Origin of the sequence: Hominimerdicola alba 8 (assembly GCF_000178155.2) — a bacterium.
Classification (GTDB): Bacteria; Bacillota; Clostridia; order Oscillospirales; family Ruminococcaceae; genus Hominimerdicola; species Hominimerdicola alba_C.
This window is the reverse complement of record NZ_ADKM02000073.1, coordinates 1-25,919: the sequence shown is the minus strand read 5'-3', so window position 1 is coordinate 25,919 and position 25,919 is coordinate 1. Positions and strand designations below refer to the sequence as shown.

The following is a 25,919-nucleotide window of genomic DNA, read 5'->3' as shown; positions in this document are numbered from 1 at the left end:
ACATATCGGTGCGGAACGTTTTTTATTCCGGTCATTCCTTTAATACAGCACTAAGAATAAAGGGATGACCGGAAACAGTTATGAGATGTTTTCATTCCCCCACATGCGGCGAGGGAATGAAGACCGCCAACTATTGATAATACTCGCTGAAAGGATTTTTAGTACGGTTTGTCAGCGAGATGACCACATTTTATTATTTGTTTGCTTCTGCAAGCAGTTCACGCAGAGAGTTGAACAACTCGATATCCTCTTCGGTGAGTTTTATATTCGCCTCTATCTTCTGACCTGCCGCGTTTGTGACTTTCAGCCCGATAAAGCCGTCAACTTCAAGACCGCTTGCGGCGGTGTGCATGAACTGCGGTATCGCAGGGTGATTTTCATGGAATTTCTCCATAAGGGGTCTTAATTTCATTACTGCCATTGGGTTCATATTACAATCCTCTTTCTTTAAGATCTTTTACAATTCCCACATAGAATTCGCGGACATCAAATCCGTCGATATTCTCGCGGAAAAGGTCTATCATATCGCCGTGAGATAATCCGCGTCTGCCCTTGTGTTCTATCATCAGCGTATTCTCGCCGCGCAGTGCAGACTCTCTCACCACAAGACCATCATTTCCCGTACCGTCTTTGCGGTTCAGGAAATAGCCCAGATTAAGCGGAAATCCCGCCGAGAACATGTTCTTCATGACCGACATCACCGAAAGGTAATATATGCCCTCTTTATCGGGAAGTTCAGTATCCAGCTTTGCACAGTTGGAGTGTGTCAGTTCTCTTATGCCCAGTTCAAAATTCGGCGCGGTGTCGCCAAGAACAGTGAACAGCTTGTCATAACGATTTGCCACAAACTGCAACAGACCGTCAGACACCTTTGAAAGTATGTCGTCAACGAAATTACAGCCATAGTGCGGCGTATTTATCGTCACAAGGCTTGCAACGTACTTATCCATACCCAGTTTTGAGATGGCGTAGCGCGAATCAAGTCCGCCTTTTGAATGGGCGATTATATTCAGCTTCGGTGCGCCTGTTTCCCTGATGACTTCCTCTATGCGGTCACGGAGTTCGCTTGCGCTTGTAGAGATAAGGTTCGCTGACTGCTGTTTGCCGTAGTAGACCTCAGCGCCGTTTCGCACAAGTTCTTTTGGTATCCTGCCCCAGTAGTTGAACATCTGCCAGTCACGGAAAAATATGCCGTGTACCATAAGTATCGGGTACTTTGTCTTGCAGACTTCACTCTCTTTGCGCATATCATCGAGTTCCTGCTTTGCCTGCTCGAAATAAAATTCTTTTTTGGCTGAGTGTGATATCGAACGAAGCACTATCATATTTACTATGGGTATATACCATGTGAACAGCAGTGCTATATACTTCACGAGCTTTACCTGTCTTGATGAAACGACGAGCCTTATCATGCCCGCAAATGCGGCAGAAGCTATCAGCGCATAGCCTGTCAGTGCATTGGCGACCTGCCGCCAGCCATTCAGACCGCTGAAAATTATCAGCAGTATAACTATGACTGTATGTGCAAACAGCGAGAACACAGCGCCGTCAATAAGAAAAGTTCCCTTTGCGATGCGGTTGAGTTTGCTGTTTTTATCCTGTCTGCCGCCCGCAGATATCAGATATACTACATAAAACAGCGAAAGCAGGACTATCGCCGCTATTTTAATACCTGATGAAAACTTTGTAAGTTTCCAGAGGGCGGGCGAACTGCACAGTGTCAGCAGAAAAAGCTGGTCGATAAACAGCCTTATCTTTCTCATAGCTTTATCCCCCTACACATAGCTTGGCTTCATCTGCCTGATATCGCCGCCGTAGAACTGGATCGGGATATAGTTGCCGACCAGCCGCGATGCTATCCTCTCGTTATAGGTCTTGTACATTTCCTGCAAAGATTTGTTGGTGGAAATGATGGTCGGGCGACGGTTATTGATTCGTTCGTTGACGACCTCGTATACCACCGATTCGGTGAATGTAGTCTTGAACTCAGCGCCCAGATCATCAAGTATCAGCAGTTCAGCTTCGAGCAATATGCTGGTGGTGTCGCCCTCCGCTTTGCGAAATCTCTCTTCTTCTATGCGGTGCAGGAGATTTGTCGCTGAACCGTACACCACTATGCAGTGGCGGTCGATAAGGTTCTTGGCGATGCAGGAGGAAAGAAAAGTCTTGCCAAGACCCGTTCTGCCATAAAAGTACAAAGATGGTGAGTCCTGCGGTGCATTCTCGTTAAAACTCGAAGTATATCTCAGGCATGTTTCATAGACCCTGCGCATTTTATCACGCTGCGACTCGCCGTCTGCCATTGGTGAAGCGCTGTAATAATCCAGCCTGAATTCATTGAAATCGTGCATAGCTATCGAACAGTGTGAATTGAGTTCTTCAATGGTATAGCGTTCAAGCAGTTCTTTCATACAGCGGCATCTCACGCCCTCATGGTAGCCTGTATCGCGGCAGATATCACAGAAATAGTGATATTGCAGATAGTCCTCAGGGTAACCGCTTGCTGAAAGCATGCCGCGAAGTGTCTGCCTTACAGAAAGGTTTTTATTTTTTATAGCGGATATCTGCTGTGAAAGCGTCAGCTTCTCGCTGTTCTGTCTGCCTATACTGCCTATGAGCGAGTAATTCAGCCTCAGCGCTTCAAGGTGGAGGCGGTATATCTCAGGGGCTTTTTCTGCGATTTCATGCAGTCTTGCCTGATATTCGTTCTCACTGGTCTGCTGGCGCTCCTGCAAAACAAGTTCTGCCCTGTCAAAAGCGGATTTTGTATATCTCATTTTCAGTCATCCTTTCTGCTGCCCAGATTGATAGAACTGAGGTCTATGTTATTGGCATACTCTTCAAACTCAGCAAGGTTGAAAGATGGTTTTTCATTTTCACGATTGACAGCCTGCTGATTTTTGAAACGCTTATCTTCTTCGCCCGACTGCTCGACAGTGGTGATGCCTTTTTCTGCCCAGTTTTTAAGTATGCCGTTTATGTAATTGAAACTCAGCTTGCCCTTAGCATCGAGGCACTTGTCATATGCTATCTCGATAAGTTCGGTATTATAGCCCATATTCTGCCATTCATTGATGAAAGCAAGCTGTTTCTTTGACGGTTTGTTCTCCATGCCGAACAGTTTGGCTACCTTGTTTTCAAAGGCTTTGCTCTCACCCGCATGGATTATAGCCTGTTCGACCTCAGAGAAGGTATTTATGCCTTTATTGAACCAGTCTGTCATCACAGTACAGAGGTATGCGATGCTGGACTTGCCCGAACGCTGGCAATAGTCTGCCACAAGCAATATCGAAGGCACATCGAATTTATAGTACTCATAAAGTTCTATCAGCTTTGCGCATTCGTTGCCGTTTATTGAAAATTGAAGCGTCTGTATCTCATTAACAAGATATTTCAGATTGCTGTCTTTTTCCATCTTTTCGCGCATCTCGCGCTGGGTGTATCTTACAGTGACTTTTTTGTCTATCGCGGTTGTTTTGGCAGGTCTGACAGCTTCAACCAGTGACACAGGCTCGTTCTTTCCTGAGAAAGTATGGGTCTTCTCTGCAACAGGTGCGGCGATAGGCTCAACATTACCGATATTCTCCCCTTTGATATGCAACGCCCCTGCCGAACACCAGTATTCAACTGCGGCATCGACCTCATTTTCGTCATATCCCGAAATCGCAGATATCACAGCAGAATTTGTATAGCTTGCGCCTGCCAAAATGCACAGCAGTATCTTTATCTGTGCCTCTGTACAGTCCTTTATATGTCCGCCGACAGCCGCCCACGGAAAACTGAAAGATGCCCCGAAGCTGTCAGCTTCAAAATTATATTCCATTTATTACACCTCTTTAAAGAAATCCCTTTTATTATAACACATTTGCGCCAACAATTCCATACTTAAATTTTTAATAATATCGCCATCAGATTTGGGCGATTTGTACAACATTCATACTGCTCTGCCTGCACGCACAGAGATATGCAAAAAGGACTGAGAATCGCTCTCAGTCCTTTATTTTTAATCAGTCATCATGGGGTCGGTATAATAGCCTACACCATCATCGGTGTATTCATAGTCATCACCTGACTGTTCAGCCTGCGAAGAATTATCATCGCCGTCATCATTGTTTTCCCAGCCATCATTCTCCTGTCGGCTTTCATCCGACAAAGAACTTTCATCAGAACGGCTCTCGGTCTTGTTTTCGGGAACAGCAATTTTGGCAGAAACGCCCTTTTCCGATATCAGCTGACCGCTCACCAGTCTTTTGCCGCTGTTATCGATTATACCCTGTGCTTCGGCGCTCTCAATTATGCCGTTGCCGATAGCACGCGCATATGCTTCAAGATTGGCATCAAAAAGCTGGTTGTCGATACTGCTGGTGATATAGCCCATATCCAGCAGCACACACGGCATTTTAGTCTGTTCGGTCATCGAGTAATTGACGGTCTTATCGTTATCGTATCCCACGAGCACGCCCTTATTCTCGGATATGCCTATCTCTTGCAGTTTATTCATAATGTGCTGTGCAAAAGCCTTGTCTTTTTCGGGCGAAGCATTGTTTATCCAAGCCTCAAAGCCATGAATATCACTGCCAAAGACAGAAGTACTGCTGCGGTGGATAGATACTGTCAGGTCGGCTGCGGCATTATTTGCGGCAGCTGCACGTTCTTCGACCGACAGGTAGCTGTCATCAGACCTTGTCATTACCACCTTAACACCAAAGCCTTCGAGATGTTCTTTCAGTGCAAGAGCGATATTAAGCGTATCGTTTTTTTCAAGTCTGCCGCTGTCGTCTTTTGTGCCGTTATCGAAACCGCCATGAGCGGGGTCGATGCAGACTGTCAGTTCGATATTCTTATAAGCAGCGTCTTTTTCTTTATTTTCGGGTGCGGCGTAGTAATCATCACCGCTGTTGACCGAAGCTACATGCGAACTGTTGCTATCCGCCTTGCCGCCTTTTACCTTGCCGACGATAAAAGATATCAGCTTGACGATACCAAAAACAGCCAGCGCAAGTATCAGCAATGCAATTATTATCCTGTGCCAGTAGACTTTAACTTTCTTTTTCTTGTTACGACCTGAGCGGCGAGGCATACGTCCGTATACCTTGTAGAACTCTTCGTCTGTCATTTTATACATCGGTACAACTCCTGTGTGAAGCGGTAGAGCGCTTACTCAACAAGCGTCCTTTCATCGCAGTATTCGCATTCCAGCATGGTACTGTCCCCTCTGAAATAATGGGGAAGATATGTTTCCTTATGGGTTATGCAGAGCGGATTGGAACAGATCTGGTGCTTGTATGCTCTGCCGGTTATCAGCGGGACTTTCATGGTGCTTTCTTCAAGCATTGTCAATATCAGCGCCATTCTGACATACATGCCGTATTTCGCCTGTTTAAAGTACATGGCGCGAGGGTCGTCATCTACCTCGATAGCTATCTCATCTACTCTTGGCAGAGGGTGAAGCACTATCATGCTGTCCTTAGCCTTTGCCATTTTCTTATTGTCAAGTATATAGCAGCCCTTCTGCTTTTCATACTCTTCGGGACTTGAAAAGCGCTCACGCTGTATGCGTGTCATATAAAGCACATCGAGCATACCCACAGCATCGTCAAGGCTTGATACTTCTTTATAGCTGTGTCCACTTGCAGAGAGGAATGTCTTGACATATGCAGGCAAAGAAAGTTCGGGAGTTGATATAAGAACAAAGCTGGTACCCTTGAAACAAGACATAGCCTTTATCAGCGAGTGGACTGTTCTGCCGTTTTTCAGGTCGCCGCAAAAACCAATACAGAGATTTTCGAGAGTACCTTTTTCTTCTCTGAGGGTCAGAAGGTCGGTGAGAGTCTGAGTGGGGTGGAGATGTCCGCCGTCACCCGCGTTTATAACAGGGCAGTCAGCTGTGAGCGCAGCCGCCTTTACGGAACCTGCAACAGGGTGACGCATGACCATTATATCAGCATAACCCGAAACGATCTTGGTGGTGTCCTTGATGTTCTCGCCTTTTGCGACCGATGATGTGGCAGGGTTATCGAAGCCGATTATAGTGCCGCCCAGACGCAGCATCGCCGTCTGGAAAGACATCTGTGTTCTGGTCGAAGGTTCATAGAACAGAGTACCCATTATCTTTCCCTTGCAGCTTTCGGAATAGGCAGCAGGATCAGACATGATATCATGTGCCTTATCAAGCAATCCTGTCCACCAATTCACAGGGAAATCATTGAGGTCGATCAAATTAAGGTTATTGTAGATATTTGCCATAATGAACATCCTTTCTGCTGATCGTCAAACTTAAAATTTTTCCATACTATTTTATTATAGCATATTTCAGCAGAAATGTAAATAGTCTGACAGAACATAAAGTTAATGATTTGTAATCATTTTGTAACCGTATATGAATTATTGTAAAAAAACTCCCCCGCAGCGCGAGGGAGTCACATAATAAATGTCAGCAGATCATTTCAGCGTATCAAGGCAATCTGCATAAGAGAAACTTTCGATATCGTACATCACAAGGATCTGATCGTACTCGTTGATATCCGCTACATCAGACAGCGTAAGGTCAGCTTCTTTCAGCTTTTTTGGATCGACCATAGTGATACGGCTGTAGTGAGCGGTATAGAAAGGCACGATGGTATTTGCAAAACTGCCCTTTATCAAAAGCAATTCGCTGTCATTGTCAAGGTCGGTGTAGATATCTGTCTTGAGGTACTTGTCGCCTTGCAGGAAGATATCCGTCTTTTTGCTGCTTTTCAGCGCCGATCGGAAGTACACCGACTCAGCCTGCTTTGCACCGCTGCCATCGAACATATCCACTTCAGTGACAGGGCTTTGATATTTTGAACGGAAAATGTTTATCCTGTCGGGAACGATCCTGCTGACCATAGCTGAGTCGTACATACTGCCGTAAAATCCCGCTTCTGCGAACTCCTGATCGTAGTTGTCAAGGGTGACCGCCTGCAATCCCAGCTTTTTGGTGGACTCTGAATATGCGTAATATGCCCCGAAGCTGGTCCAGAGGTTTTCAGTACGGTAGTAGACATATTCATCTCTTGCTGAATATAACGGATAGAAAGCATCTATCGAAGCTATGCGCCTGTCAAGCTGCAAGTAAGCATCGTTTATCCGCTCACGCTGGGTCTTGTCAGCAAAAAATTCGGGAACATCTGCACTGTAGACACCTGCCGCCGTTGGTGCCAGCATCATGTAGATGGGACTTTCGGTGTTAGCAGCAAGTTCGTTTATGTGCGCCACATTTTCTATTACTTTGCTGTTTCCGTTCTTCTTATCCAGTTTGACCAATCTGTCGCCTGCAAGAAAAGAGTCACCGAATCGTCTGCGCCCTGAAAAGACCATAATGTTAGTGTAGATAGAACGCCAGTTCTTCCTCATCGGGAAGCTGTCGCTGACATACTCACTGACAGCCTGACCGACATTCACATCTTTGCTGAACAAACGCTCAAAAGGCAGATCATCCTGAAAGAATACGGTGCTTACCGCAAACATTATCAATATAGCGAAAAACGCTGCAACTGTTATGGCATCCGAGAATTTTTTCATACTCTGCACCTCCCCTAAAACATATACCTATACAGGCTTTCATTGCCTGATACAAGGAAAGCTGTGCAGAATATCAGCAGCGCGATCACCCATACAGGCTGTATTATCGTTTGCAGATATTCGTTGTTGAACATTTTCTTCTTGAAAACATAGCCGAAAACTCCGCCGGAGATAAGCATACATAGTGCCACGAACAGGAAGTATGCAGATATCAGATACTCAGATGTAACATCAGCCGCTATCTGGTTGCCGCCGTACATTGCCCTGATATAGCCCAGCGCATCGAGGATATCTGAAAAAGCCATAAACGGCAGTATCGTCAGCAGCAGAACAACAAAAAGCAGCGTCCTGACTATCTTCGGCAACTTTTTCAGCGGCTTTTCCAGCAGTTTTTCGATACTCAGCATAAAGACCATCGCCGCTGCAAATACCACTGACCTTAAAGAAGTGCCGTACCACATGCAGGCTGCAAGCACAGTAAGCAAGATAGCGAAGAACTCGGATATGCCGTGACTGCCGCGATGTTTTATGCTGCGGTAGATATAATCCTTGCACCAGCGGTAGAGTGTACTGTTGAACTTTCGGCAGAAATCGCTGAAACTGTGCGACCTGTATGGCTCACGGAAAGAACGCGGCAGCTTAAAGCCCATTATCGCGGCTATCCCGCAGCCGATGTTTGAGAATGCACTTACTTCAAAATATACGAAAAAAGCAAAAGCCAGTATGCCTATCCACGCAGAAAGCGCAGGCAATGATGATATCTGCACACCGCCAACATCGTCCCAGAGTTCAAGCATGGTGTCGGATATGAACAGTTTCTTGAACATGCCAAGCATTATAAGCCTTATGCCCGATGCAATACCACTGATATCAGTCTTGCGCTCTTCAAGCTGCGGGCTTATCTTATCATACCGCAGGATAGGTCCTGCTGCGAAAACAGGGAAAAATGAGATATATTCCGCTACCTTTATGAAACGATGCTCGCATCTGTATCTTTTTCTGTACACATCAACACAGTAACCGATGGAATGAAGCGGCATGACAGCCGCGCCTACATTCACCGCCGACTTGAGAAGCAAACGATGCCCCAGCACAGCCAGCAGATCTGAACCATCATATGCGGTTCGATGGAAAAGAAGCAGCACCGCTGAGTTTATCATTACCTCCAGCACCAGCAGCAGCTTGCTGACAGACTTATCACGGAAGTTATAGATGAACACCCCGAACAGATAACCGCTCAGTATGCAGACAGCCATAGCTATCAGTCCCATCGGGTCTGCAAAGCAGATAAGTCCCGCGCCTGTGACCAGCACAAGTCTGCTTTTGACGGGCTTTGGTGATATCAGGTAAAGCGCTGAAAATATCGGGAGAAAAAAGTATAAAAAACTCGCGCCTATCATCATTTCTCCCCTTTCAGTTCTTCAATATATCTAATAAAAGCCGCACGCCCCATAAGTGTGCTCACAGCATCTCTCAGCGCATTTGAAGACAGCTTAGTCGGCAGACCCAACGACAGCGCCACCTGCTCACGTAAAGCAGAACTGTTTTCCGAACCGTTGAGTCCCAATGCTATCATGTCCTGTTTGGTGACAGGTTCGCGCTTAAGTTCTGCTTCACCTGCAAGACCTGCCTTTTCAAATGCTTCCCGAAGTATCTGTACGCTCATACCCTCAACACCAAGAGTACCCTCTTTTGACGGGTGAAGTTTGCGGCGCTCTTTGCCCGCTATGACAGGGCAGTATACGTTTATTATCTCAGCATCGCCCACCAGACTTTTTATTCGTCCGCGTATCTGCTGACCGGCAGAGTCGGAATCGGTAAGTATCACCAGACCAACCGTTCGGGCATACATCTGTATCAGCTTGATTATAGCTTCACTGCGGTAAATGCCGAAGCCGTCGGTGGTTATTATCACGCCGTCAATGACCTTTGAGAGGGCTATCTTGTCGTACTTGCCCTCGACCACAACAGCTTGTTTTATCTTTATCTTCTCCATGAACTACCTGCCGTTTCCTGCCATGAAGCATTCTGCCACACGCTGTTCAAGCACCAGCATCGCCGCTTTTTTGTCGAGTGAAGTTGTCTTAAGTGTGAAGTCTGTATCGCACATTATTTTCAGCACAGCTTTTATTTTGTGTATGGAGATACTTCCGCATAACTGATAAGCATTCTTTATGGCGAATTCGCGGTTTTTGGGATAGCCGAAATCCTTGCAGGCATCGCTGTGACTAAGCCCTGAAGAGCGCGCAAGTTTTGCGCGGTAGATATCGGTAAGCGAAAAGCTGATTATGCTGACAAGTTCGTAGGCATCAAAGTCCTGCGCTGAAAGTTCGGATATGCGGTTATAGACATATTTTGCGTTGTTGTTCAGTATATTGACCGCAAGTTCATAGCCGTCATACTCGATATGCTTGATACACAGCGCATCGATATCCTCACGAGTGACTGCTCTGCCGTTCGCAAAAGCTGAGAGTTTTTCTATCTCCTGCTTGATATATGCCGAGTCACAGCCGCACAGTTCAGCCAGATACTCAGCGGTACGCTTGTCTATCCCGCAGCCTTTCTTCTGCAAAGCGGCAGCGATCGACTTTCCAAGTTCGTTCGCAGTCTTGTACTGGAAATCGCACACTTCGCCATACTTGGCGCAGTGGTCACAGAAGCGCTTGTTCTTGTCGGTTAGGCTTCGCTTGTTTTTATAGAGGTCAACACCAGTTGCATAGATTATGACAGTGGTAGTATCCGACAGTTTTGAGAGTATCTTGCGCAGTGCATCGCCGTCCTCTTTGGGCAGGTCTTCCATTCTCAGATCGTTGATGGCTACTACCACACGTTCGGCAAACATCGGAAGCGCTTCACAGGCATCTAAAAGTGCAGGTATGCTAAGCCCCTTGCCCTCAAACTTATGAAAATTCATGAACTGAGCGTCTTTCGGGCAGAGTTTGTTTATCAGCCAGCGGGTAAAACTCTCGACTGCGGCGGCATCATGTCCGTAAAAGTAATAAAGGCTTGCAACATCGCCGTTTTTGATCTCCTTAGTTATATTGGTCGTATTTGTGACGGGCATGCTTATTGCCTCCTTAAAGTCGTTCCATCAAGCACCAGTGCGGTGCGTTCGTCTGATATATTTACCTCTTCGCCGTTTATGGATACTTTTCCTTTTCCGAAGATGTAACTGTTGCCGTCTTCTGTGACAGCATAGCCGTTATCGGCAGGCGAAACTGTTATCATGTCAAGATCGGCAATATCGCCTTGACCCAGTTCGATGATATTCTCTGCATCATCGGTCAGCGGATCACTTTCAGCAAACACTGTCTTTGGTGGGAAACAGAAATCCTCACCATAAGCGGAAGCCGTCAGCGCAGGCTGTTCGCTTATGAATGCACAGCTGATATCCGTAACGCCCAGACTGTCAAGCTGACGGACAACAGCACCGTCAAGCCTGCCCTTTGCGCCCACATCAAAGATCACAGCGCTTCCCTGTTTTGAAACCACATAAGCGGTCTTTCTTCCGCCGGGAAGTATAGTGATCTTAACACTGTCATCTGCCCAAAGAGTGATATTCGCAGCAGCGCACCATACAGCGATGACTGCCATCACAGACAGCAGATAGCGCCTGCTGTTTTTCTGAAAAACGCACACGGCCGTCATTACAGCAGAGGTCACTATCACCAGCCAAAACACGAAATTTGGTGCTGTAAAAATATAGCTGTATCTGATATCTGCCAGATAGTCAGCGCAGAAAAGCACAAACCGTACCGGCAGTGCCGCCAGCTTAACAAGCGGTCTGCCGACAAGACTTGTGCCGCCTGTCAGGAGAACAGCAAAAGAAAGCTGTAACGAAACGGTACACAGCGGCACAAGGAACAGATTGGTCAGCACTGACATTACCGATACCCCGCCGAAAAACGCGGCAGAAGCAGGCGCAGTCGTAAAAAGCACCGCAGATGATACCCGCAGTGACCGCTCAGGCTTGCGCTCTTCATCATCGCCTTTGTTCAGAGAAACAAGTTCTATTGCCAGCACTGCCAGAAATGACAGCACAAAAGACGGCGATATGGCTGTATACGGTTTTGCGGCAGTCAATATTATCACACACAGTCCCAGTGAATTAAGACCATCTGTCTTTCTGCCAAAGAAATGCCCGCTGCGGGTCAGTGTCAGCATAACAGCAGAGCGCACCACGCTGACAGACAGTCCTGCAAAGACTGCAAATCCCCATATCTCAGCTAAGATAAGACCATCTGAGATGCGGCGCGACTTTATCAGCCGTTCTGCCACAGCACCAAAGAATGTAACGGCTATGACCAGATGGATACCCGATACTGCAAAGATATGACCAAGACCGCTTCTATAGAGTTTGGTCTTCAATGCCGGTGAAAGTTCGCTTTTGTCACCGCACAGCATCGCGCCCAAGAAAGCGCCCTCACGTTCGGGGCAGATATCGATAATAAGAGTGAACAGTCTGTCACGGTACTCGCGTATCACGCGGAAAAGCGGGTTTACAGATTTCCCTGTCAGCACAGCGCTGCCTGTAGCATAACCGCCTTGCAGAAAAACAGACTTTGAGTAATTATAACTGCCGCTGTCAAATTTCACTCCGTTCTCAAGCAGGCTGACTGTATCGGTGACAGTTATCTCATCATAATAGCGGTAATCGTCATATGGAAGTACAAAACTCATCTCAGCGGGCAGACCGTCAATTCTGCCGCTGACAGTAACGCGGTCGTAGTTTCCGTCTATCTGAGAAAGATCCTTGATATATCCATTAATAGTGACAGTCTGACCGTCAAGTGCGCTAAGTTTGTCGTACACAAAGCGGGTATAAGCGGTGTTGAGCGCTATGCCCACTGCGAAGGAAACAAGGCAGACAACAGCTTGACGGCGGTACTTTTTGAAAGCACCGAAACAAAGCACTGCAAGCCCGATGGCTGTCAACAGCAGTGTGATGTTCAGTTCACTTCTGTAGGCGGCTGACAGCAGCATCGCCGCCCAGAAGGAAAACCCTGCCCAAGCCGCTTTTCTGGTCATAATCTCCCCCGCTTTACTATAGAATAAACGGCTGCCGCAAAAAAATTCTACGGCAGCCTGAGAATGCTCGTATTAACCTGCGGGCCAGGTCAGAGGTCTGCCTGCAAGCAGGTGGAAGTGAATGTGGAACACGCTCTGTCCTGCGCTCTCGCCGCAGTTAGATACCACGCGGAAGCCGTCCTTCATAGCCTCGTTCTCCTTTGAGAGTTTTGCTATCACCTCGTAGATATGCGAGATCACTGCGCTGTTCTCGGCAGTGACATCGCTGAGTTTAGAGATGTGAGCCTTTGGTATGACGAGATAGTGAACGGGTGCTGTGGGCGCGATGTCCTCAAACACATAAACTGTTTCGTCTTCATATATCTTCTTCGAGGGTATCTCCCCTGCCACGATCTTACAGAATAAGCAATCAGCCATTTTTCTTACCTCCGTTTTCAATTTAATATCATATCCCTATCTCCTTATATATCTTCTCGATAAATGGAGATTTATGTTTTATATAACTATCCATATCTTCGGGATAAAGGGCTGCTCCCTCTTCTTTGATGCGGCTGTATTCGGCTGCATCTTCGGGGTGGGAACGCAGATGATCCCTGAAAAGCAGATGTCTTTTCAGTTCACGGGAATTCTCCGGGCAGACATATAAATGATGTTTCATCAAATGTTCCCTGCCAACATAACCGAATGCTTCCCGCTCAGGTATGCCAAGATCGCCCTCGTAATAATAGCCACGATTTTCCAGCGCTGTAATTACTTCGTCGAAAACAGTATAGTCCTTTATCACCACATCGATATCAATGACAGGTTTGGCAGAAAGACCCTTTACAGAGGTACTTCCTACATGTTCTATACGCAGTGCAAGTTTGCCGAGAGCAGTTTTCAGTTCGCAACATATCTCTTCAAAGTCCTGCCGCCAGCTTTCATCATATGGCATGACCTCCACTGCTTTTGAACCCATCATATCCTCCGAAAATATAACGGCATCGGGGGCATGAGTTTGACCTTATGCCCCTCAGCCGAAAGAATAATTACTTTATGAACTCGCCCGCTGTTTCAGCAGCCTTTTCCAATGCAGAAGCTATCAGCGATACATCGCCCACACCTGCCATAGCCGAATCGGGTCTTCCGCCGCCCTTGCCGTTTGTCAGTGCAGCGATCTTGCCTGCTATCTTGCCTGCGTGTGCGCCCTTAGCAACAGCATCCTTGCCTGCGGCAACTACAATGTTGCCCTTATCGCCGTTTACGGTGGTCATAACCACGATGACATTGTCGTTGGCAGCCTTGAGTTCATCAGCCATCTTTCTCAGTACGTCGGGCTTAACGCCGTTCAGCTGAGCGGTGGCAACAGATACGCCCTTTACATCTACTGCATTTTCCAGCACCGACTTAGCGCGCATGTTAGCCATAGCAGTTTCGAGAGAATCCCTCTCCTTTTCAAGACCCTTTATCTCCTGCATAACAGCACCGCAGCGGGAAACAAGTTCGGCAGGATTGTTGAGTTTCAGAGTTTCAGCCGCCTTGTTTATAGTTTCGATATTACTGTTGAGCAGTTCAAGAACGCCTGTGCCTGTTACAGCTTCAACTCTTCTTACGCCCGATGCTACCGAGTTCTCGGAGATTATCTTGAACAGACCTATCTTCGATGTGTTATCAAGGTGTGTACCGCCGCAGAACTCGATGGAAGCAGCGTTCGCCCTGTCGCCCATAGTAACGACTCTTACAGTTTCGCCGTACTTCTCACCGAACAGTGCCATAGCACCCAGCTTCTGAGCCTCAGCGATGGGCATTTCTTCCATTGTAATGTCAAGAGCATCAAATATATACTTATTTACAAGAGCCTCTACCTGTGCCTTTTCATCAGCGGTCATAGCCTCGAAATGAGAGAAGTCGAAACGTAATCTCTGACTGTCTACAAGCTGACCTGCCTGATGGACATGCTCACCCAGAACAGTTCTCAGTGCGGACTGGAGCAGATGTGCGCAGCTGTGGTTTCTCATAGTCGCAAGGCGCTTAGCCTTATCGACCTTAAAGGTAACTGCCTGACCCTTAGTCAGCGCACCCTCAGTTACCTTGACTTTCAGTGCGAACTTGCCTCCGACAGCCTTCTGAGTGTCAAGTACTTCTGCCTTGCCTGTTGCAGTTTCGATAACACCTGTGTCACCTGCCTGTCCGCCGCTCTCAGCATAGAAGCAAGTCTGGTCCGGCACGATGTAAACTACATCCTCAACGCCTGCATTCTCGATAAGGTCTTCATCGTTAGCAAGGTAAGAGATAACGCCTGTGTCCTCAGTCTTGTCGTAGCCTGTGAACTTGGTGGAAACATTCTTGTCTATCTTATGGAAAACAGTTTCCTCAGCGCCCATGTAGCCCTGTGACTCTCTTGCACCGCGAGCAGTTTCTCTCTGCTTTTCCATGCAGACAGCGTAGCCCTCTTCATCAGCAGTAAGACCCTTTTCCTCCAGAATCTCGCGGGTCAGGTCAAGCGGGAAACCGTAGGTATCGCTGAGTTTGAAGCAGCTCTCGCCGTCAAGAGTGGTCTTGCCCTCAGCCTGAAGTTTCTCGATGTACTCGTCCAGTATCTTCATACCTCTGTCTATGGTAGAGTTGAAGTTCTGCTCTTCGGTAGTCAGCACCTTAACGATGTAGTCGAACTTTTCTTCCAGTTCGTTATATTCGCACTTGTTGCAGTCAACAACAGTCTTTACCAGGTCTTTCAGGAACAGACCGTTGATGCCCAGCAGCTTGCCGTGACGGACTGCGCGTCTGAGAAGTCTTCTCATAACATAACCTCTGCCCTCATTCGATGGCAGGACACCATCGGAAGCGAGGAAAGTAACTGCGCGGATATGGTCGGTGATAACGCGGATAGAAACATCCTTCTTGTACTCCTTGCCATACTCGCAGCCTGCAATCTTGCAGATGTGGTCGCGTATAGCCTTTACAGTATCGACATCGAATATAGAGTCAACGCCCTGCATCAGTGCAGCCAGTCTTTCAAGACCCATACCTGTGTCAATGTTCTTCTGTGCAAGAGGTGTATAAGTGCCGTCCTCATGTCTTTCAAACTGTGTGAAAACAAGATTCCAGAACTCCATATATCTGTCACAGTCGCAGCCGACACCGCAGGTGGGTTTACCGCAGCCGTACTTCTCGCCGCGATCGAAGTATATCTCTGAACATGGACCGCAGGGACCGTCTGTACCAGCCTCCCAGAAGTTGTCTTCCTTGCCCATGCGAACGATATGATCCATCGGCACGCCGATCTCTTCATGCCAGATCTTCTCAGCCTCGTCATCATCTTCATAGACAGAAACATGCAGTCTGTCAAGCGGAAGTTTCAGCACATCGGTAACGTACTCCCAAGCCCATGCGATAGCTTCTTTCTTGAAATAGTCGCCAAAAGAGAAGTTGCCCAGCATTTCGAAATAAGTGCCGTGACGTGCGGTCTTGCCGACATTCTCGATATCGCCTGTTCTGATGCACTTCTGGCAGGTGGTCATTCTCACTCTCGGAGGAACTTCCTGACCTGTGAAGTAAGGCTTAAGGGGTGCCATGCCTGCAACTATCAGCAGCAGGCTCTTGTCATTCTGAGGGACGAGAGGGTAGCTCTTGTGTCTGAGGCAGCCCTTGCTCTCAAAAAATTTCAGATACGACTCTCTGAGGTCGTTCAGACTTGTCCATTCCATTATATATCTTTCCTTTCAAAAATAAGTTTCATATCAAGTAAAAATGTCAATGACTTCCGCAAGTATCTTGATCACAGTTTTGGCTATCTCCCAACCTTTGCCGCCTTTAGTCGGCTTTTCATCAAGCGGTGAGCCATACTTGACTTTATTCAGCTTTTTAAGACGCTTTTTCTTGGTTTCAAACAGCTTGTCGCCATCAGCTATCATTTCTTTGACCTGCGGATAACTGAGCCATTTCGGGTACTCGTCAAGCAGTTTTGTGTAAAGTTCGGTGTCATCAAGCAAATTTATATCCGAAAGCGTCTGTATGGCGAAGAAGTTCGCGTTATCAACAAACCTTTCATCCATATCATCCAGTTTTCTAAGATACTTAAAAGCGTTGGGCGAAGTATCGCCTATACCCACAAACTGGAAGAATATTGGAAAGTGGGAGATATGCTTTATAACACGGTCAGTTTCACGCTCATCAAAATTATCGCCGTCAGTAATGAAAATGACATAATTCGGCAGGCACGCAGGCTCTTCCTTTATGAAATAGTTGCCGACATCGCGTATTACAGGGGAATAATTGGTACCGCCGCCATAACTCAGACCATTATCCTTGATGTAGTTGTAGAAATTTCCTCTGGTCAGCGGCTTATGCCTTTGGAAACCGTGACTGAAAGTCCAGACCTCCATCGTACCGTCATCGTCAAATGCCATTGCCAGCGGCAGAAGTCTTTCGAGAGTTGCCTGCACCATGCCGGAGCGGAAAGCCTCAGCCATAGAGCCGGAAACATCAAGCACAACAGCAACACGGCTGATAAGACCGGTCATATCAGCTTTTTGCAGGCAGACTTTTTTAACAGTTTCTTTTCTGAGGTCAAGCCGCTTTTCAGACTCTTCCTTAGAAAGCCTCACACCCAACAATTACACCTCCCGCAAATAAAACAGCCCCGCCCCAGAATATGGGACGAAGCTGAAAAACTCCGTGATACCACCCAAATTGACCATGATATGAAGTATCATAACACAGCCCACTCGACATCTTTAACGCAGACATACGTCACTGTTTTCACAGTGCAGGCTCAGGTCAGCCACCGCCGCTCGGACAAGGGCTTTCACCGGCCGCCCTCTCTCTGTAGTCCTCACCATGCGGATAATTCCGTCACAGCATTTACATATACAATAATTATATACGAAAATGCCGTCTTTGTCAAGGGGTTCGGGCGAATTTTCTAAGATCATTCAAAAAGCGGCGTTGAGAAATATCTCTCGGCGGTGTCGGGCAGAATGGTTACGACAGTTTTGCCCTCGCCCAGCTTTTCAGCCAGCTTAAGTGCCGCCGCAACGTTTGTACCGCTTGAGATACCACACATTATGCCCTCTTTTGAAGCGAGGTCTTTTGCAGTCTGTATAGCTTCTTCATCACTGACGATGTATATCTCGTCATAGATATTCTGATTGAGTATATCGGGGATAATGCCGTCACCGATACCCATCTGCAAGTGTGTACCGATAGTGCCGCCCGCGAGGATAGCCGCGTTCTCAGGTTCAACAGCCCATATCTCAAGGTCGGGGTACTGGGCGCGCAGGGCTTCGCCTATACCTGTGATAGTTCCGCCTGTGCCGATACCCGAGCAGAAACCGTCTATTTTGCCCGCAGTCTGTTCCATTATCTCAAGTGCAGTGTGATACTTATGTGCATATACATTATTAGGGTTTGCAAACTGCTGGGGTACGAAAACGTTTGGGTCTTCCTCAGCCATGCGCAGTGCTGTATCAAGGCACTCCTGAATACATGCGCCTATATCACCGTCATCGTGTATCAGCATTACCTTTGCGCCGTAATGTTCCACCAGTTTACGCCTTTCTTCACTGACAGAGTCAGGCATTATGATTATCACCTTATAACCTCGCACAGCGCCCACAAGAGCAAGACCGATGCCCTGATTGCCGCTGGTAGGTTCAACGATAATGGTATTTTCGTTTATAAGACCTTCTTTTTCAGCGTTGAGTATCATGTTATAGGCAGTTCTTGTCTTGATAGAGCCGCCGACATTCAGACCCTCAAACTTGACCAGCACTTCGGCGTTGCCGGGCTTGTTCATGCGGTTGAGTCTTATCATCGGTGTATGACCGAGAGCATCGAGTACATTATTATAGATCATATTTATCTTCTCCGTTCAAAGTTATAAAAAACATATATATTTTACTACAAATGCACAGTTTTGTCAAGCATGGACAGAACAAAAGATACCCCCACCGCAGGCAGAGGTATCTGAAATATCATTCTATTACCAGTTCACCGTCATTATTACAGTAAACATGTTTGCCTATTATGCCGCGCAGAGCCTTGATATTCTCGATATCCTGCGAAGCAAATTCAAGGTGACAGACTTTCGAGCCGAAATAAACATCATACTCGTAGTAATCCTGCACGTAGACATTGAACTTGTGGAGTATATCTTCCAGCGGGTGCTGTGAGATGTCGCTTGCATCATCATGCTCACCGAATTCAGGTTCCTGCTCAAAGGAAAGGCTGGTAAAATACAGCCCCTCAAATTCGTACACACCTGCCGCCACACAGTTCACGCCATCGGCGCAGTATTTATCGGGATAATAATCAACAATATTCTTCATCGTCATTCTCCTCGTCATATTCAAGACCTAAAACAGGATATACAGCCTCAGCCGCAGAGTCAAAGCCTTCTTCCGAAGCAGATGCGAGCATTATAACGGAATTATCGCCATTCGGCATCACTGCCATGAAAGTGTCATCATTGACCTTGAAAAACTGAGCACCCATATAAATGCCGCTGTCAGCAGTTTCAATGAGAGTGAACATGCTTTTCAGTTTTTCAGTCTGTTTGGCATCAGCTTCGAGATAGCCGTCATCGGGCGCATATTCAAGAACGCCTCCGACAGCGTTCAGATAAGCATGTGCCGTCAGCACCTTTGCAAGGCTGCCGCATGTAAGATACCACTTGTTATCACCGTAATTTTCGTAAACGGGCGGGTCGTCCTGCGACATATCGCTCAGCTTTATGCCCCAGAAAGAAACGCTCTGATTTTCCGAAAAGAAAACATAATAACCCTCAGCCTTTTTCATGCCGACTTTATCGGCAGGCATAAGATAATCGCGCGCGGGGTTTTGAGTGAGTTCTTCACAGCCTGCACAAAGCCTGTAATAATCTTCCAGTGCAGTCGGCAGACTGCCATACTCCGCTTTCAGGGAAGCTATCTTTTCCTCGCTCCAGCCGCAAGGCTCGTCAAGTCCGAAAAGACTGCGTATATCCTCGTAGCCGAACATATTACTCAGCTTCACCCAGAAGCTGTACAGCCTTCATCATTATAGCCACCTCAAGGCGCTTCTTCTGTATCTGACATGACAGCTTGTGAGCCGCGCGAATATCGTGCTGATAGATATAGTTATTGGCGTTGCAGCCGCCGCTGCAATAGAACTTCGCCCAGCATTTTTTGCATTCGGGCTTGGTGTAAACGTGCGCCCTTGCAAAGTCGTTCTTCATTTCCATGTTGAAGCTGCCGTCATACAGGCTGCCCATCTTGTATTCCTCGACACCAACGAACTGATGGCATGGATAAATGTCGCCATCGGGTGTGACCGCAACATACTCGTTGCCGCAGCCGCAGCCGCGCAGACGCTTTATCGCACAGGGACCCTGATCGAGGTCGAGCATAAAGTGGAAGAAGTTGATGAACTTGCCGCTTTTACGAATGCCTGCGATCTTCTCGGCAAGCACTTCATACTCCTTAAAAATGCGGGGCAGGTCAGCTTCGGTTATAGCATAAGGTTCTTTAGGATCAGCCATAACAGGCTCTACAGATATCTGCTCAAAGCCAAGATCGTAGAGGTGCATAACATCTTCGGAAAAATCCAGATTGTACTTGGTATAAGTACCGCGCACGTACCAGTCTTTATCATTGCCGCGCTTATCGACAAGGCGTTTGAAGTTCTTGGTGATAAGGTCATAGCAGCCAGTACCGTCAACGCGCACTCTCACGCGGTCATTGACCTCTTTTCTGCCATCTATCGAAAGAACAACGTTATACATCTCGCGGTTGATGAAATCGATCATATCATCAGTAAGGTGCATGCCGTTGGTAGTAGTTGTAAAGCGGAAGACCTTGTCACACTCTTTCTCGCGGGAACGCGCGTATTCAACAGTCTTCATTACAACATCGAAATTCATCGAAGGTTCGCCGCCGAAGAAATCAACTTCAAGAAATTTTCTGCCATAAGACTTTTCGATAAGAAAATCTATCGCGCGCTTGGCAGTTTCAAAGTCCATCAGCTTTCTGCCCTCACCAAAATCACCTGTTGACGCAAAGCAGTACTTGCACCTGAGGTTACAGTCATGCGAAACATGCAGGCACATCGCCTTGATAGGGGATGCAACCGATGCCAGCGCAAACTTCTCGTAGTCGTCCTCAGAGAAAAGTATTTTGTCATTATAGAGTGAAACTATCTCTTCATAGCACTCTTCCACCTCTTCAGCGGGATAAGTGCGTGAGAGCCTGTCCATCACATCTTTTGGACATGATTCTGCAAAAGGCGGTTCGACTCTGTCGAGCAGGTCATAGGTAAGGTCGTCAACAATGTGTACGCCGCCGCTGTTAACATCCAGCAGGATATTGTAGCCTGCCAGTTTGAACTTATGGATCATATTATTCCCTCGCATTATCGTTATATTCGTTATTTTCTAAACTCACATAAATGATAACGGGCGACCAAAGACCAGCCCTACCCGTCAGCATGACTGATAGAGATGACCTGTGCTCGCCCGCTTTTTCGGGAGCCTTGCAGCCCCCTTAAACGGTCAGTAACTTGATTATGCTTCCTTCTCGCACTTCTGGTTAGCAACTGTGCAAGAGGTCTTGCATGCGGACTGGCAGGAAGCCTGACACTTGCCGCAGCCGCCCTTAGCAGCGCTCTGCTTCAGATTAGCCTTGTTGATAGTCTTGATATGTTTCATAACATCATACCTCCAAATACTGATTTTAAGATATTATACCATATATCGACATTGTTTTTATGAATATTTAATTAACTAACAATAAACATTCGGTATAATAAATCAAAATATTAATTTTACGGAGTTCTTTGGGTATTCACGCCCACAGCACCGCCGACCGCTGCCGCAAAAACTGTCATGAAAAGTTTTGCAAACGGTGAAAAATTCTCTGCTGTTTTCACGAATATGCTGCTCAGCACCAATATCAGCAAAAATATCAGCAGACCGGTCAGTGCGCCCATTGCAAGCCCTCTGCTTTTACGCCTTCTGCCGCCTACATAGCCGCCGAAGTACGCACCTATCGCCAGCGCCCCCGTCGAAACTGCTGAAAAAACCGATCTGCCCGCATCTAATTTTGTCAGCAAAAATGCCATCGCGCATAGCAGCAGCATGGTCATGCCTGCCGCAGCAGCAAGAGCCGCCAGCTGTTCTACCGCAATGCCCACTCCCCTGCTTCTGTTTGATCTGTGCGCCCTCATAACAGCCGCCCCCTTACAAAGTCTTTACTGCTATGATATTCGCACAACAATGCAAATATGACAAGAGCCTGCGCTAAGGCAGGCTCAATATTTTATGCTTTTTCCTTTTCGTTTTCCTCGTCCTTGTCGGAAACCACCTTAGCGATCGCCCACTTCATAACACGGATCTTGCTTCTGTCGCCGCCTGTTTCAACAACAACAGTGTCGTCCTTGATCTGGGTCACGATGCCTACTATGCCGCCGTTAGTGATTATCTCATCACCGATCTCAAGGCTGTCACGCATCTCCCTGTCCTGCTTTTCCTGTTTCTTCTGCGGCTTGATGATGAAGAAATAGAAAAACACCAGTATCAGTGCCAGCGGCACGAAAGTCATGATATAACTGCTCGCTGTGGGTGCCTGACCCGCTGCGGTGAAAATGCTGAAAAGTTGTGATAGATTCATTTTACTGCCTCCTGAAATATAATTACTCTAAGATTATAGCATATCTCAAATAATTATTCAAGTACGTTAACAAAATGTTTACTCTTCACCGGATTTATTTTTGATATAAGCATCGATAGCAGCAGCAGCTTTTTTGCCTGCACCCATAGCGAGAATAACGGTAGCTGCGCCTGTAACTGCGTCACCGCCTGCATAAACTCCCTCTTTGGTCGTAGCTTCGGTGTCATCGACTATGAGACAGCCGCGCTTGTTGACATCAAGTCCGGGAGTGGTGTTGCGTATCAGCGGATTGGGCGAAGTGCCTATCGCCATGATTACAGTATCCACTTCAAGCTCGTAATCCGAACCCTCAACAGCAACAGGGCTTCTTCTGCCACTCTCATCAGGCTCGCCCAGTTCCATTTTACGGCAAACAACAGCACGAACTCTGCCGTTATCATCGCCCCTGATCTCAACGGGATTGTTCAGAGTCAGGAATTCAACGCCCTCTTCCATAGCGTGGTGGACTTCTTCCTTACGTGCAGGCAGTTCATCCATCGAACGCCTGTAAACGACATATACCTTCTTTGCACCTATCCTCAGTGCAGAACGTGCAGCGTCCATAGCAACATTGCCGCCGCCGACAACAGCCACCTTCTGCGACTTCATTATCGGAGTAGCGTATTCTTTCTTGTAAGCCTTCATCAGATTGATACGGGTGAGGTACTCGTTGGCGGAATATACGCCTATAAGACCCTCACCGTCTATGCCCATAAATCTCGGCAGACCGGCACCTGAACCAACAAACACAGCTTCATAGCCCATCTCAAACAGTTCATCGACCGACAGCACCTTGCCTATAACCATATTGGTCATGATATTTACGCCCATTTTTGTGAGGTTATCTATCTCATGCTGAACTATGGTCTTTGGCAGTCTGAACTCCGGTATACCGTACATAAGCACGCCGCCCGCAGTATGGAAAGCCTCAAAGACAGTAACTTCGTAGCCCTGTTTTGCAAGGTCACCTGCCGCAGTCAGACCGCTGGGACCTGCACCGACAACAGCCACCTTATGACCGTTCGGAGCGGGTATCTTGACCTCAGGCTCTTTATCGCGCATATAGTCGGCAACGAAGCGCTCAAGTCTGCCTATAGCGACAGGCTCACCCTTTTTGCCGCGAACGCAATTACCCTCACACTGGTTCTCCTGCGGACAGACTCTGCCGCAGACAGCGGGAAGCGAATTGGTAGTCTTGATTATTCCGTAAGCAGCTTCAAGATCGCCACCAGCGACCTTTTCGATGAATTCGGGAATGCGGACACCAACGGGACATCCGTTCATGCAGGGACGCGCCTTGCAGTTCAGGCAGCGTCTTGCTTCCCTGACTGCCTTTTCAAGGGAATAGCCCAGTGTTACCTCTTCAAAGTTTTTTGCCCTCACCTTAGGTTCCTGCTCGGCAACAGGCACCTTATCCTGACGCATATCAGCCATTTGTCGCACCTCCCATCAGTCTGCAAACGTGCTGTTTCTCACTCTCACTGTAAGTAGAGTTTCTTCTTACCAATTCATTGAAATCGACCTTATGTCCGTCAAAATCAGGACCATCGACACATGCGTACTTTATCTCGCCGCCGACTCTTACTCGACAGCCGCCGCACATACCTGTGCCGTCTATCATTATCGGGTTCAGCGAAACTATGGTCTTTATGTTGTAAGGTTCGGTTACTTTACATACGAATTTCATCATAGGAACAGGACCTATAGCTATGACTTCATCAAAATTCGCACCTGCATCTATCAACTCTTTCAGCTTGTCAGTTACAAACCCGTGATATCCGTAAGAACCGTCATCTGTGCAGATGTGCAGTTCGGTAGACGCAGATCTCATCTCATCTTCGAGAATGATTATATCCTTGTTTCTGAAACCTGCGATAAGCTGAACATCAACGCCCATGTTATTGAGTTTCTTAGCCTGAGGATATGCGATAGCACAGCCAACGCCGCCGCCGATGACAGCGACCTTCTTAACGTTCGGCTCATACTCTGTAGCCACACCGAGAGGACCGACCACATCACGGATAGCATCTCCCTCATTCAGTGCTGCAAGTGTCATTGTAGAACCGCCGATGGTCTGGAATATGATGGTCACAGTGCCCTTGTCACGATCAAAATCCGCAATAGTAAGCGGAATGCGCTCACTAAACTCATCAGCGCGCACTATGACAAACTGACCTGCATCAGCCTTTTTGGCAATGAAAGGCGCATCGATATCCATTAGCACAACGCTGTCATTGAGTTTTTTTCTCCTTATTATTTTAAACAACTTTTATCCCTCCGAAATCAAATTTCACTATATTATACATCATTTTATCAGAAAATACAAGTACAAATCAGCGATAAAATTTCATGAAACAATATTGTTAGAAACAGTTAATATTTGTTCAATTCAGCCATTATCGCGTTTTTCTCTTTAATGATGCGTTCACTGTCTGAACCCTCACCAAACAAGCTGCTATAAGTATAAAGTGATACGCCTTGACAGTTAGCACAATCCGCGATTTGTTGTGCTATAATACCTGTCTTATCCGTGAATTCCTGTTCATTCCCTATTTTGTAGACTGCCAGTCCGATAGTCATTTTAACGCTTCCGTTTGCAGACATTTCCTGCCACTCTGCCAGTGTACTGCTGAAAGGCTTGACTGCATTATCGTATCCGAAATATATCTGCGGTATTATCCTGTCACAGAACTCCTCTTCGCTGCACCAGCGGGCAACATCGGCATAGAGAAAATTATAGTTGTTCTCTATATTTCCCTGCGGCGAGATACCGACTTCAATATCAGAATTGACAGCTTTGACACTTTGGTATATCTCACGGCACATCTGCGATATATTCTCAGTCCGCCATTCTTCAAGGGTGTTTCCGCCGCCATTTTCAGCAAAGCACTGTGCATCGAACTCCGGGTCGGTAGTCGGGTAGAAATAATCATCATAATGAATACCGTCTATATCATAGTTTTCGGCTATCTCGGCTGCACCATCAGCTATAAGTTCTCTTACTTCGGGATAAGCGGGGTCAAGCCAGAGGTGTTCATCACCTGCTACAGTCTGCACAGCAGGGTCACCCGAAGCATGCCATTCTGCTGTCTGACAGCCCTTTATCTCGGAAAGCCTGTCCGCAGTCTGCAAACGCAGCGGGTTTATCCAGCCATGGACCGATATATCATATCCATGTGCTGTATCGCAAATGATGTCCAGCGGGTCATATTCACCGCAGATGTAATCAGACTTCGGATATAATTCGGACTCATAGACTGCATCACCGAACGGACGCAAATGCACATATACGGTATTGCAGCCAAGTTCTCTGATATTCTCACAGGCTTTATCGAATCGCACCTCAAATTCTTCGGCTGTTTCTGCTTCAAGCATGGGTGCTAAGTCGATATAGGAGAGCCAGATTCCTTTCTGTCGGTCATAGTTGAGCGGTCTGTACCCTGATATCTCAGGGTTTTCAGATAAATGTATGACTTCTGACGGTGCAGGTGACGGTCGGCGTATATCATCTATGTTTGTCACAGCACCAAATTTTCCGCAAGAAGTCAGCATCAGCGAAAATGTGGCAGCAAGTATTTTTCTCTTCATGTTATCAACTCCTTTTTACCATGATATTTCTGCCGACTTCAGTTTATACCCGCGAAGTGACACACAAAAAAACAGTCCGCATTTTCTGCGGACTGC

At 47.1% G+C, this 25,919-nt stretch carries 25 protein-coding genes and 1 other annotated feature; all 25 genes read right to left on the bottom strand.

Features of this window, described 5'->3' with window-relative positions; all coding sequences use genetic code 11:
• Window positions 1–193: 193 nt before the first annotated feature.
• Window positions 194–430: a hypothetical protein gene (locus CUS_RS07670; RefSeq protein ID WP_002849111.1), complete on the bottom strand. Its 237-nt coding sequence runs from the start codon at window positions 428–430 to the stop codon at window positions 194–196.
• A gap of 1 nt (window position 431) precedes the next feature.
• Window positions 432–1,763, bottom strand: a complete 1,332-nt coding sequence (locus CUS_RS07665) for an esterase/lipase family protein (RefSeq protein WP_002849115.1) — start codon at window positions 1,761–1,763, stop codon at window positions 432–434.
• Window positions 1,764–1,775: 12 nt separating this feature from the next.
• Window positions 1,776–2,777, bottom strand: coding sequence for an ATP-binding protein (locus CUS_RS07660; RefSeq protein ID WP_002849124.1), 1,002 nt, complete (start codon window positions 2,775–2,777; stop codon window positions 1,776–1,778).
• A 2-nt stretch (window positions 2,778–2,779) separates the two neighbouring features.
• A complete protein-coding gene (locus tag CUS_RS07655) occupies window positions 2,780–3,823 on the bottom strand; it encodes a DnaD domain protein (RefSeq protein WP_002849095.1) in 1,044 nt (347 codons plus the stop codon).
• 180 nt (window positions 3,824–4,003) lie between these two features.
• Entirely contained in the window at window positions 4,004–5,125 is a 1,122-nt protein-coding gene (locus tag CUS_RS07650; RefSeq protein WP_002849130.1) for an N-acetylmuramoyl-L-alanine amidase, read from the bottom strand.
• Between the two features lie 32 nt (window positions 5,126–5,157).
• A complete protein-coding gene (gene pyrB, locus CUS_RS07645; RefSeq protein WP_037276920.1) occupies window positions 5,158–6,246 on the bottom strand; it encodes an aspartate carbamoyltransferase in 1,089 nt (362 codons plus the stop codon).
• A 195-nt stretch (window positions 6,247–6,441) separates the two neighbouring features.
• A complete protein-coding gene (locus tag CUS_RS07640; protein WP_002849146.1) occupies window positions 6,442–7,545 on the bottom strand; it encodes a DHHW family protein in 1,104 nt (367 codons plus the stop codon).
• Between the two features lie 14 nt (window positions 7,546–7,559).
• Window positions 7,560–8,945, bottom strand: a complete 1,386-nt coding sequence (locus tag CUS_RS07635; protein WP_002849142.1) for an MBOAT family O-acyltransferase — start codon at window positions 8,943–8,945, stop codon at window positions 7,560–7,562.
• On the bottom strand, window positions 8,945–9,541 hold the full coding sequence (locus CUS_RS07630) for a toprim domain-containing protein (protein ID WP_002849113.1): 597 nt from the start codon (window positions 9,539–9,541) through the stop codon (window positions 8,945–8,947). The genes CUS_RS07635 and CUS_RS07630 overlap by 1 nt, the downstream gene beginning before the upstream one ends.
• 3 nt (window positions 9,542–9,544) lie before the next feature.
• Complete coding sequence (gene holA / locus CUS_RS07625; RefSeq protein ID WP_002849119.1) at window positions 9,545–10,609, bottom strand: DNA polymerase III subunit delta; 1,065 nt, start codon at window positions 10,607–10,609, stop codon at window positions 9,545–9,547.
• Between the two features lie 2 nt (window positions 10,610–10,611).
• Window positions 10,612–12,573: a ComEC/Rec2 family competence protein gene (locus CUS_RS07620; protein ID WP_002849102.1), complete on the bottom strand. Its 1,962-nt coding sequence runs from the start codon at window positions 12,571–12,573 to the stop codon at window positions 10,612–10,614.
• A 72-nt stretch (window positions 12,574–12,645) separates the two neighbouring features.
• On the bottom strand, window positions 12,646–12,990 hold the full coding sequence (locus CUS_RS07615) for a histidine triad nucleotide-binding protein (RefSeq protein ID WP_002849116.1): 345 nt from the start codon (window positions 12,988–12,990) through the stop codon (window positions 12,646–12,648).
• A gap of 28 nt (window positions 12,991–13,018) precedes the next feature.
• Window positions 13,019–13,531, bottom strand: coding sequence for a GrpB family protein (locus CUS_RS07610; RefSeq protein WP_002849135.1), 513 nt, complete (start codon window positions 13,529–13,531; stop codon window positions 13,019–13,021).
• Between the two features lie 70 nt (window positions 13,532–13,601).
• The gene (gene alaS, locus CUS_RS07605; RefSeq protein WP_002849106.1) at window positions 13,602–16,259 is read right to left on the bottom strand and encodes an alanine--tRNA ligase; all 2,658 of its coding nucleotides are present in this window, start codon (window positions 16,257–16,259) and stop codon (window positions 13,602–13,604) included.
• Between the two features lie 33 nt (window positions 16,260–16,292).
• A complete protein-coding gene (locus CUS_RS07600) occupies window positions 16,293–17,159 on the bottom strand; it encodes a VWA domain-containing protein (protein ID WP_227945496.1) in 867 nt (288 codons plus the stop codon).
• A gap of 45 nt (window positions 17,160–17,204) precedes the next feature.
• Window positions 17,205–17,419 (bottom strand) — a binding site (T-box leader).
• 63 nt (window positions 17,420–17,482) lie between these two features.
• Window positions 17,483–18,409: a cysteine synthase A gene (gene cysK / locus CUS_RS07595; protein ID WP_002849099.1), complete on the bottom strand. Its 927-nt coding sequence runs from the start codon at window positions 18,407–18,409 to the stop codon at window positions 17,483–17,485.
• 118 nt (window positions 18,410–18,527) lie between these two features.
• Window positions 18,528–18,881, bottom strand: coding sequence for a hypothetical protein (locus CUS_RS07590; RefSeq protein ID WP_002849138.1), 354 nt, complete (start codon window positions 18,879–18,881; stop codon window positions 18,528–18,530).
• Entirely contained in the window at window positions 18,865–19,551 is a 687-nt protein-coding gene (locus CUS_RS07585; protein ID WP_002849110.1) for a hypothetical protein, read from the bottom strand. Before CUS_RS07585 ends, CUS_RS07590 begins: the two co-directional genes overlap by 17 nt.
• 1 nt (window position 19,552) lies before the next feature.
• A complete protein-coding gene (scfB, locus tag CUS_RS07580) occupies window positions 19,553–20,926 on the bottom strand; it encodes a thioether cross-link-forming SCIFF peptide maturase (protein ID WP_002849122.1) in 1,374 nt (457 codons plus the stop codon).
• A 165-nt stretch (window positions 20,927–21,091) separates the two neighbouring features.
• Window positions 21,092–21,235, bottom strand: a complete 144-nt coding sequence (gene scfA / locus CUS_RS19155) for a six-cysteine ranthipeptide SCIFF (RefSeq protein WP_002849108.1) — start codon at window positions 21,233–21,235, stop codon at window positions 21,092–21,094.
• Window positions 21,236–21,351: 116 nt separating this feature from the next.
• A complete protein-coding gene (locus CUS_RS07575) occupies window positions 21,352–21,753 on the bottom strand; it encodes a TIGR04086 family membrane protein (RefSeq protein WP_002849104.1) in 402 nt (133 codons plus the stop codon).
• A 92-nt stretch (window positions 21,754–21,845) separates the two neighbouring features.
• The gene (gene yajC, locus CUS_RS07570) at window positions 21,846–22,196 is read right to left on the bottom strand and encodes a preprotein translocase subunit YajC (protein WP_002849137.1); all 351 of its coding nucleotides are present in this window, start codon (window positions 22,194–22,196) and stop codon (window positions 21,846–21,848) included.
• Between the two features lie 78 nt (window positions 22,197–22,274).
• A complete protein-coding gene (gene gltA, locus CUS_RS07565) occupies window positions 22,275–23,669 on the bottom strand; it encodes an NADPH-dependent glutamate synthase (RefSeq protein ID WP_002849144.1) in 1,395 nt (464 codons plus the stop codon).
• Window positions 23,662–24,501, bottom strand: a complete 840-nt coding sequence (locus CUS_RS07560; RefSeq protein ID WP_002849140.1) for a sulfide/dihydroorotate dehydrogenase-like FAD/NAD-binding protein — start codon at window positions 24,499–24,501, stop codon at window positions 23,662–23,664. Before CUS_RS07560 ends, gltA begins: the two co-directional genes overlap by 8 nt.
• Before the next feature lie 107 nt (window positions 24,502–24,608).
• On the bottom strand, window positions 24,609–25,823 hold the full coding sequence (locus tag CUS_RS07555; protein WP_002849136.1) for a glycoside hydrolase family 10 protein: 1,215 nt from the start codon (window positions 25,821–25,823) through the stop codon (window positions 24,609–24,611).
• Window positions 25,824–25,919 lie beyond the last annotated feature (96 nt).

Coding starts and splice junctions, on each gene's coding strand:
- CUS_RS07670 (WP_002849111.1), bottom strand. CDS start 430: ATGAACCCAATGGCAGTAATGAAATTAAGACCCCTTATGGAGAAATTC.
- CUS_RS07665 (WP_002849115.1), bottom strand. CDS start 1,763: ATGAGAAAGATAAGGCTGTTTATCGACCAGCTTTTTCTGCTGACACTG.
- CUS_RS07660 (WP_002849124.1), bottom strand. CDS start 2,777: ATGAGATATACAAAATCCGCTTTTGACAGGGCAGAACTTGTTTTGCAG.
- CUS_RS07655 (WP_002849095.1), bottom strand. CDS start 3,823: ATGGAATATAATTTTGAAGCTGACAGCTTCGGGGCATCTTTCAGTTTT.
- CUS_RS07650 (WP_002849130.1), bottom strand. CDS start 5,125: ATGTATAAAATGACAGACGAAGAGTTCTACAAGGTATACGGACGTATG.
- pyrB (WP_037276920.1), bottom strand. CDS start 6,246: ATGGCAAATATCTACAATAACCTTAATTTGATCGACCTCAATGATTTC.
- CUS_RS07640 (WP_002849146.1), bottom strand. CDS start 7,545: ATGAAAAAATTCTCGGATGCCATAACAGTTGCAGCGTTTTTCGCTATA.
- CUS_RS07635 (WP_002849142.1), bottom strand. CDS start 8,945: ATGATAGGCGCGAGTTTTTTATACTTTTTTCTCCCGATATTTTCAGCG.
- CUS_RS07630 (WP_002849113.1), bottom strand. CDS start 9,541: ATGGAGAAGATAAAGATAAAACAAGCTGTTGTGGTCGAGGGCAAGTAC.
- holA (WP_002849119.1), bottom strand. CDS start 10,609: ATGCCCGTCACAAATACGACCAATATAACTAAGGAGATCAAAAACGGC.
- CUS_RS07620 (WP_002849102.1), bottom strand. CDS start 12,573: ATGACCAGAAAAGCGGCTTGGGCAGGGTTTTCCTTCTGGGCGGCGATG.
- CUS_RS07615 (WP_002849116.1), bottom strand. CDS start 12,990: ATGGCTGATTGCTTATTCTGTAAGATCGTGGCAGGGGAGATACCCTCG.
- CUS_RS07610 (WP_002849135.1), bottom strand. CDS start 13,531: ATGGGTTCAAAAGCAGTGGAGGTCATGCCATATGATGAAAGCTGGCGG.
- alaS (WP_002849106.1), bottom strand. CDS start 16,259: ATGGAATGGACAAGTCTGAACGACCTCAGAGAGTCGTATCTGAAATTT.
- cysK (WP_002849099.1), bottom strand. CDS start 18,409: ATGATCTATAATAATGTACTCGATGCTCTCGGTCATACACCGATGATA.
- CUS_RS07590 (WP_002849138.1), bottom strand. CDS start 18,881: ATGAAGAATATTGTTGATTATTATCCCGATAAATACTGCGCCGATGGC.
- CUS_RS07585 (WP_002849110.1), bottom strand. CDS start 19,551: ATGTTCGGCTACGAGGATATACGCAGTCTTTTCGGACTTGACGAGCCT.
- scfB (WP_002849122.1), bottom strand. CDS start 20,926: ATGATCCATAAGTTCAAACTGGCAGGCTACAATATCCTGCTGGATGTT.
- scfA (WP_002849108.1), bottom strand. CDS start 21,235: ATGAAACATATCAAGACTATCAACAAGGCTAATCTGAAGCAGAGCGCT.
- CUS_RS07575 (WP_002849104.1), bottom strand. CDS start 21,753: ATGAGGGCGCACAGATCAAACAGAAGCAGGGGAGTGGGCATTGCGGTA.
- yajC (WP_002849137.1), bottom strand. CDS start 22,196: ATGAATCTATCACAACTTTTCAGCATTTTCACCGCAGCGGGTCAGGCA.
- gltA (WP_002849144.1), bottom strand. CDS start 23,669: ATGGCTGATATGCGTCAGGATAAGGTGCCTGTTGCCGAGCAGGAACCT.
- CUS_RS07555 (WP_002849136.1), bottom strand. CDS start 25,823: ATGAAGAGAAAAATACTTGCTGCCACATTTTCGCTGATGCTGACTTCT.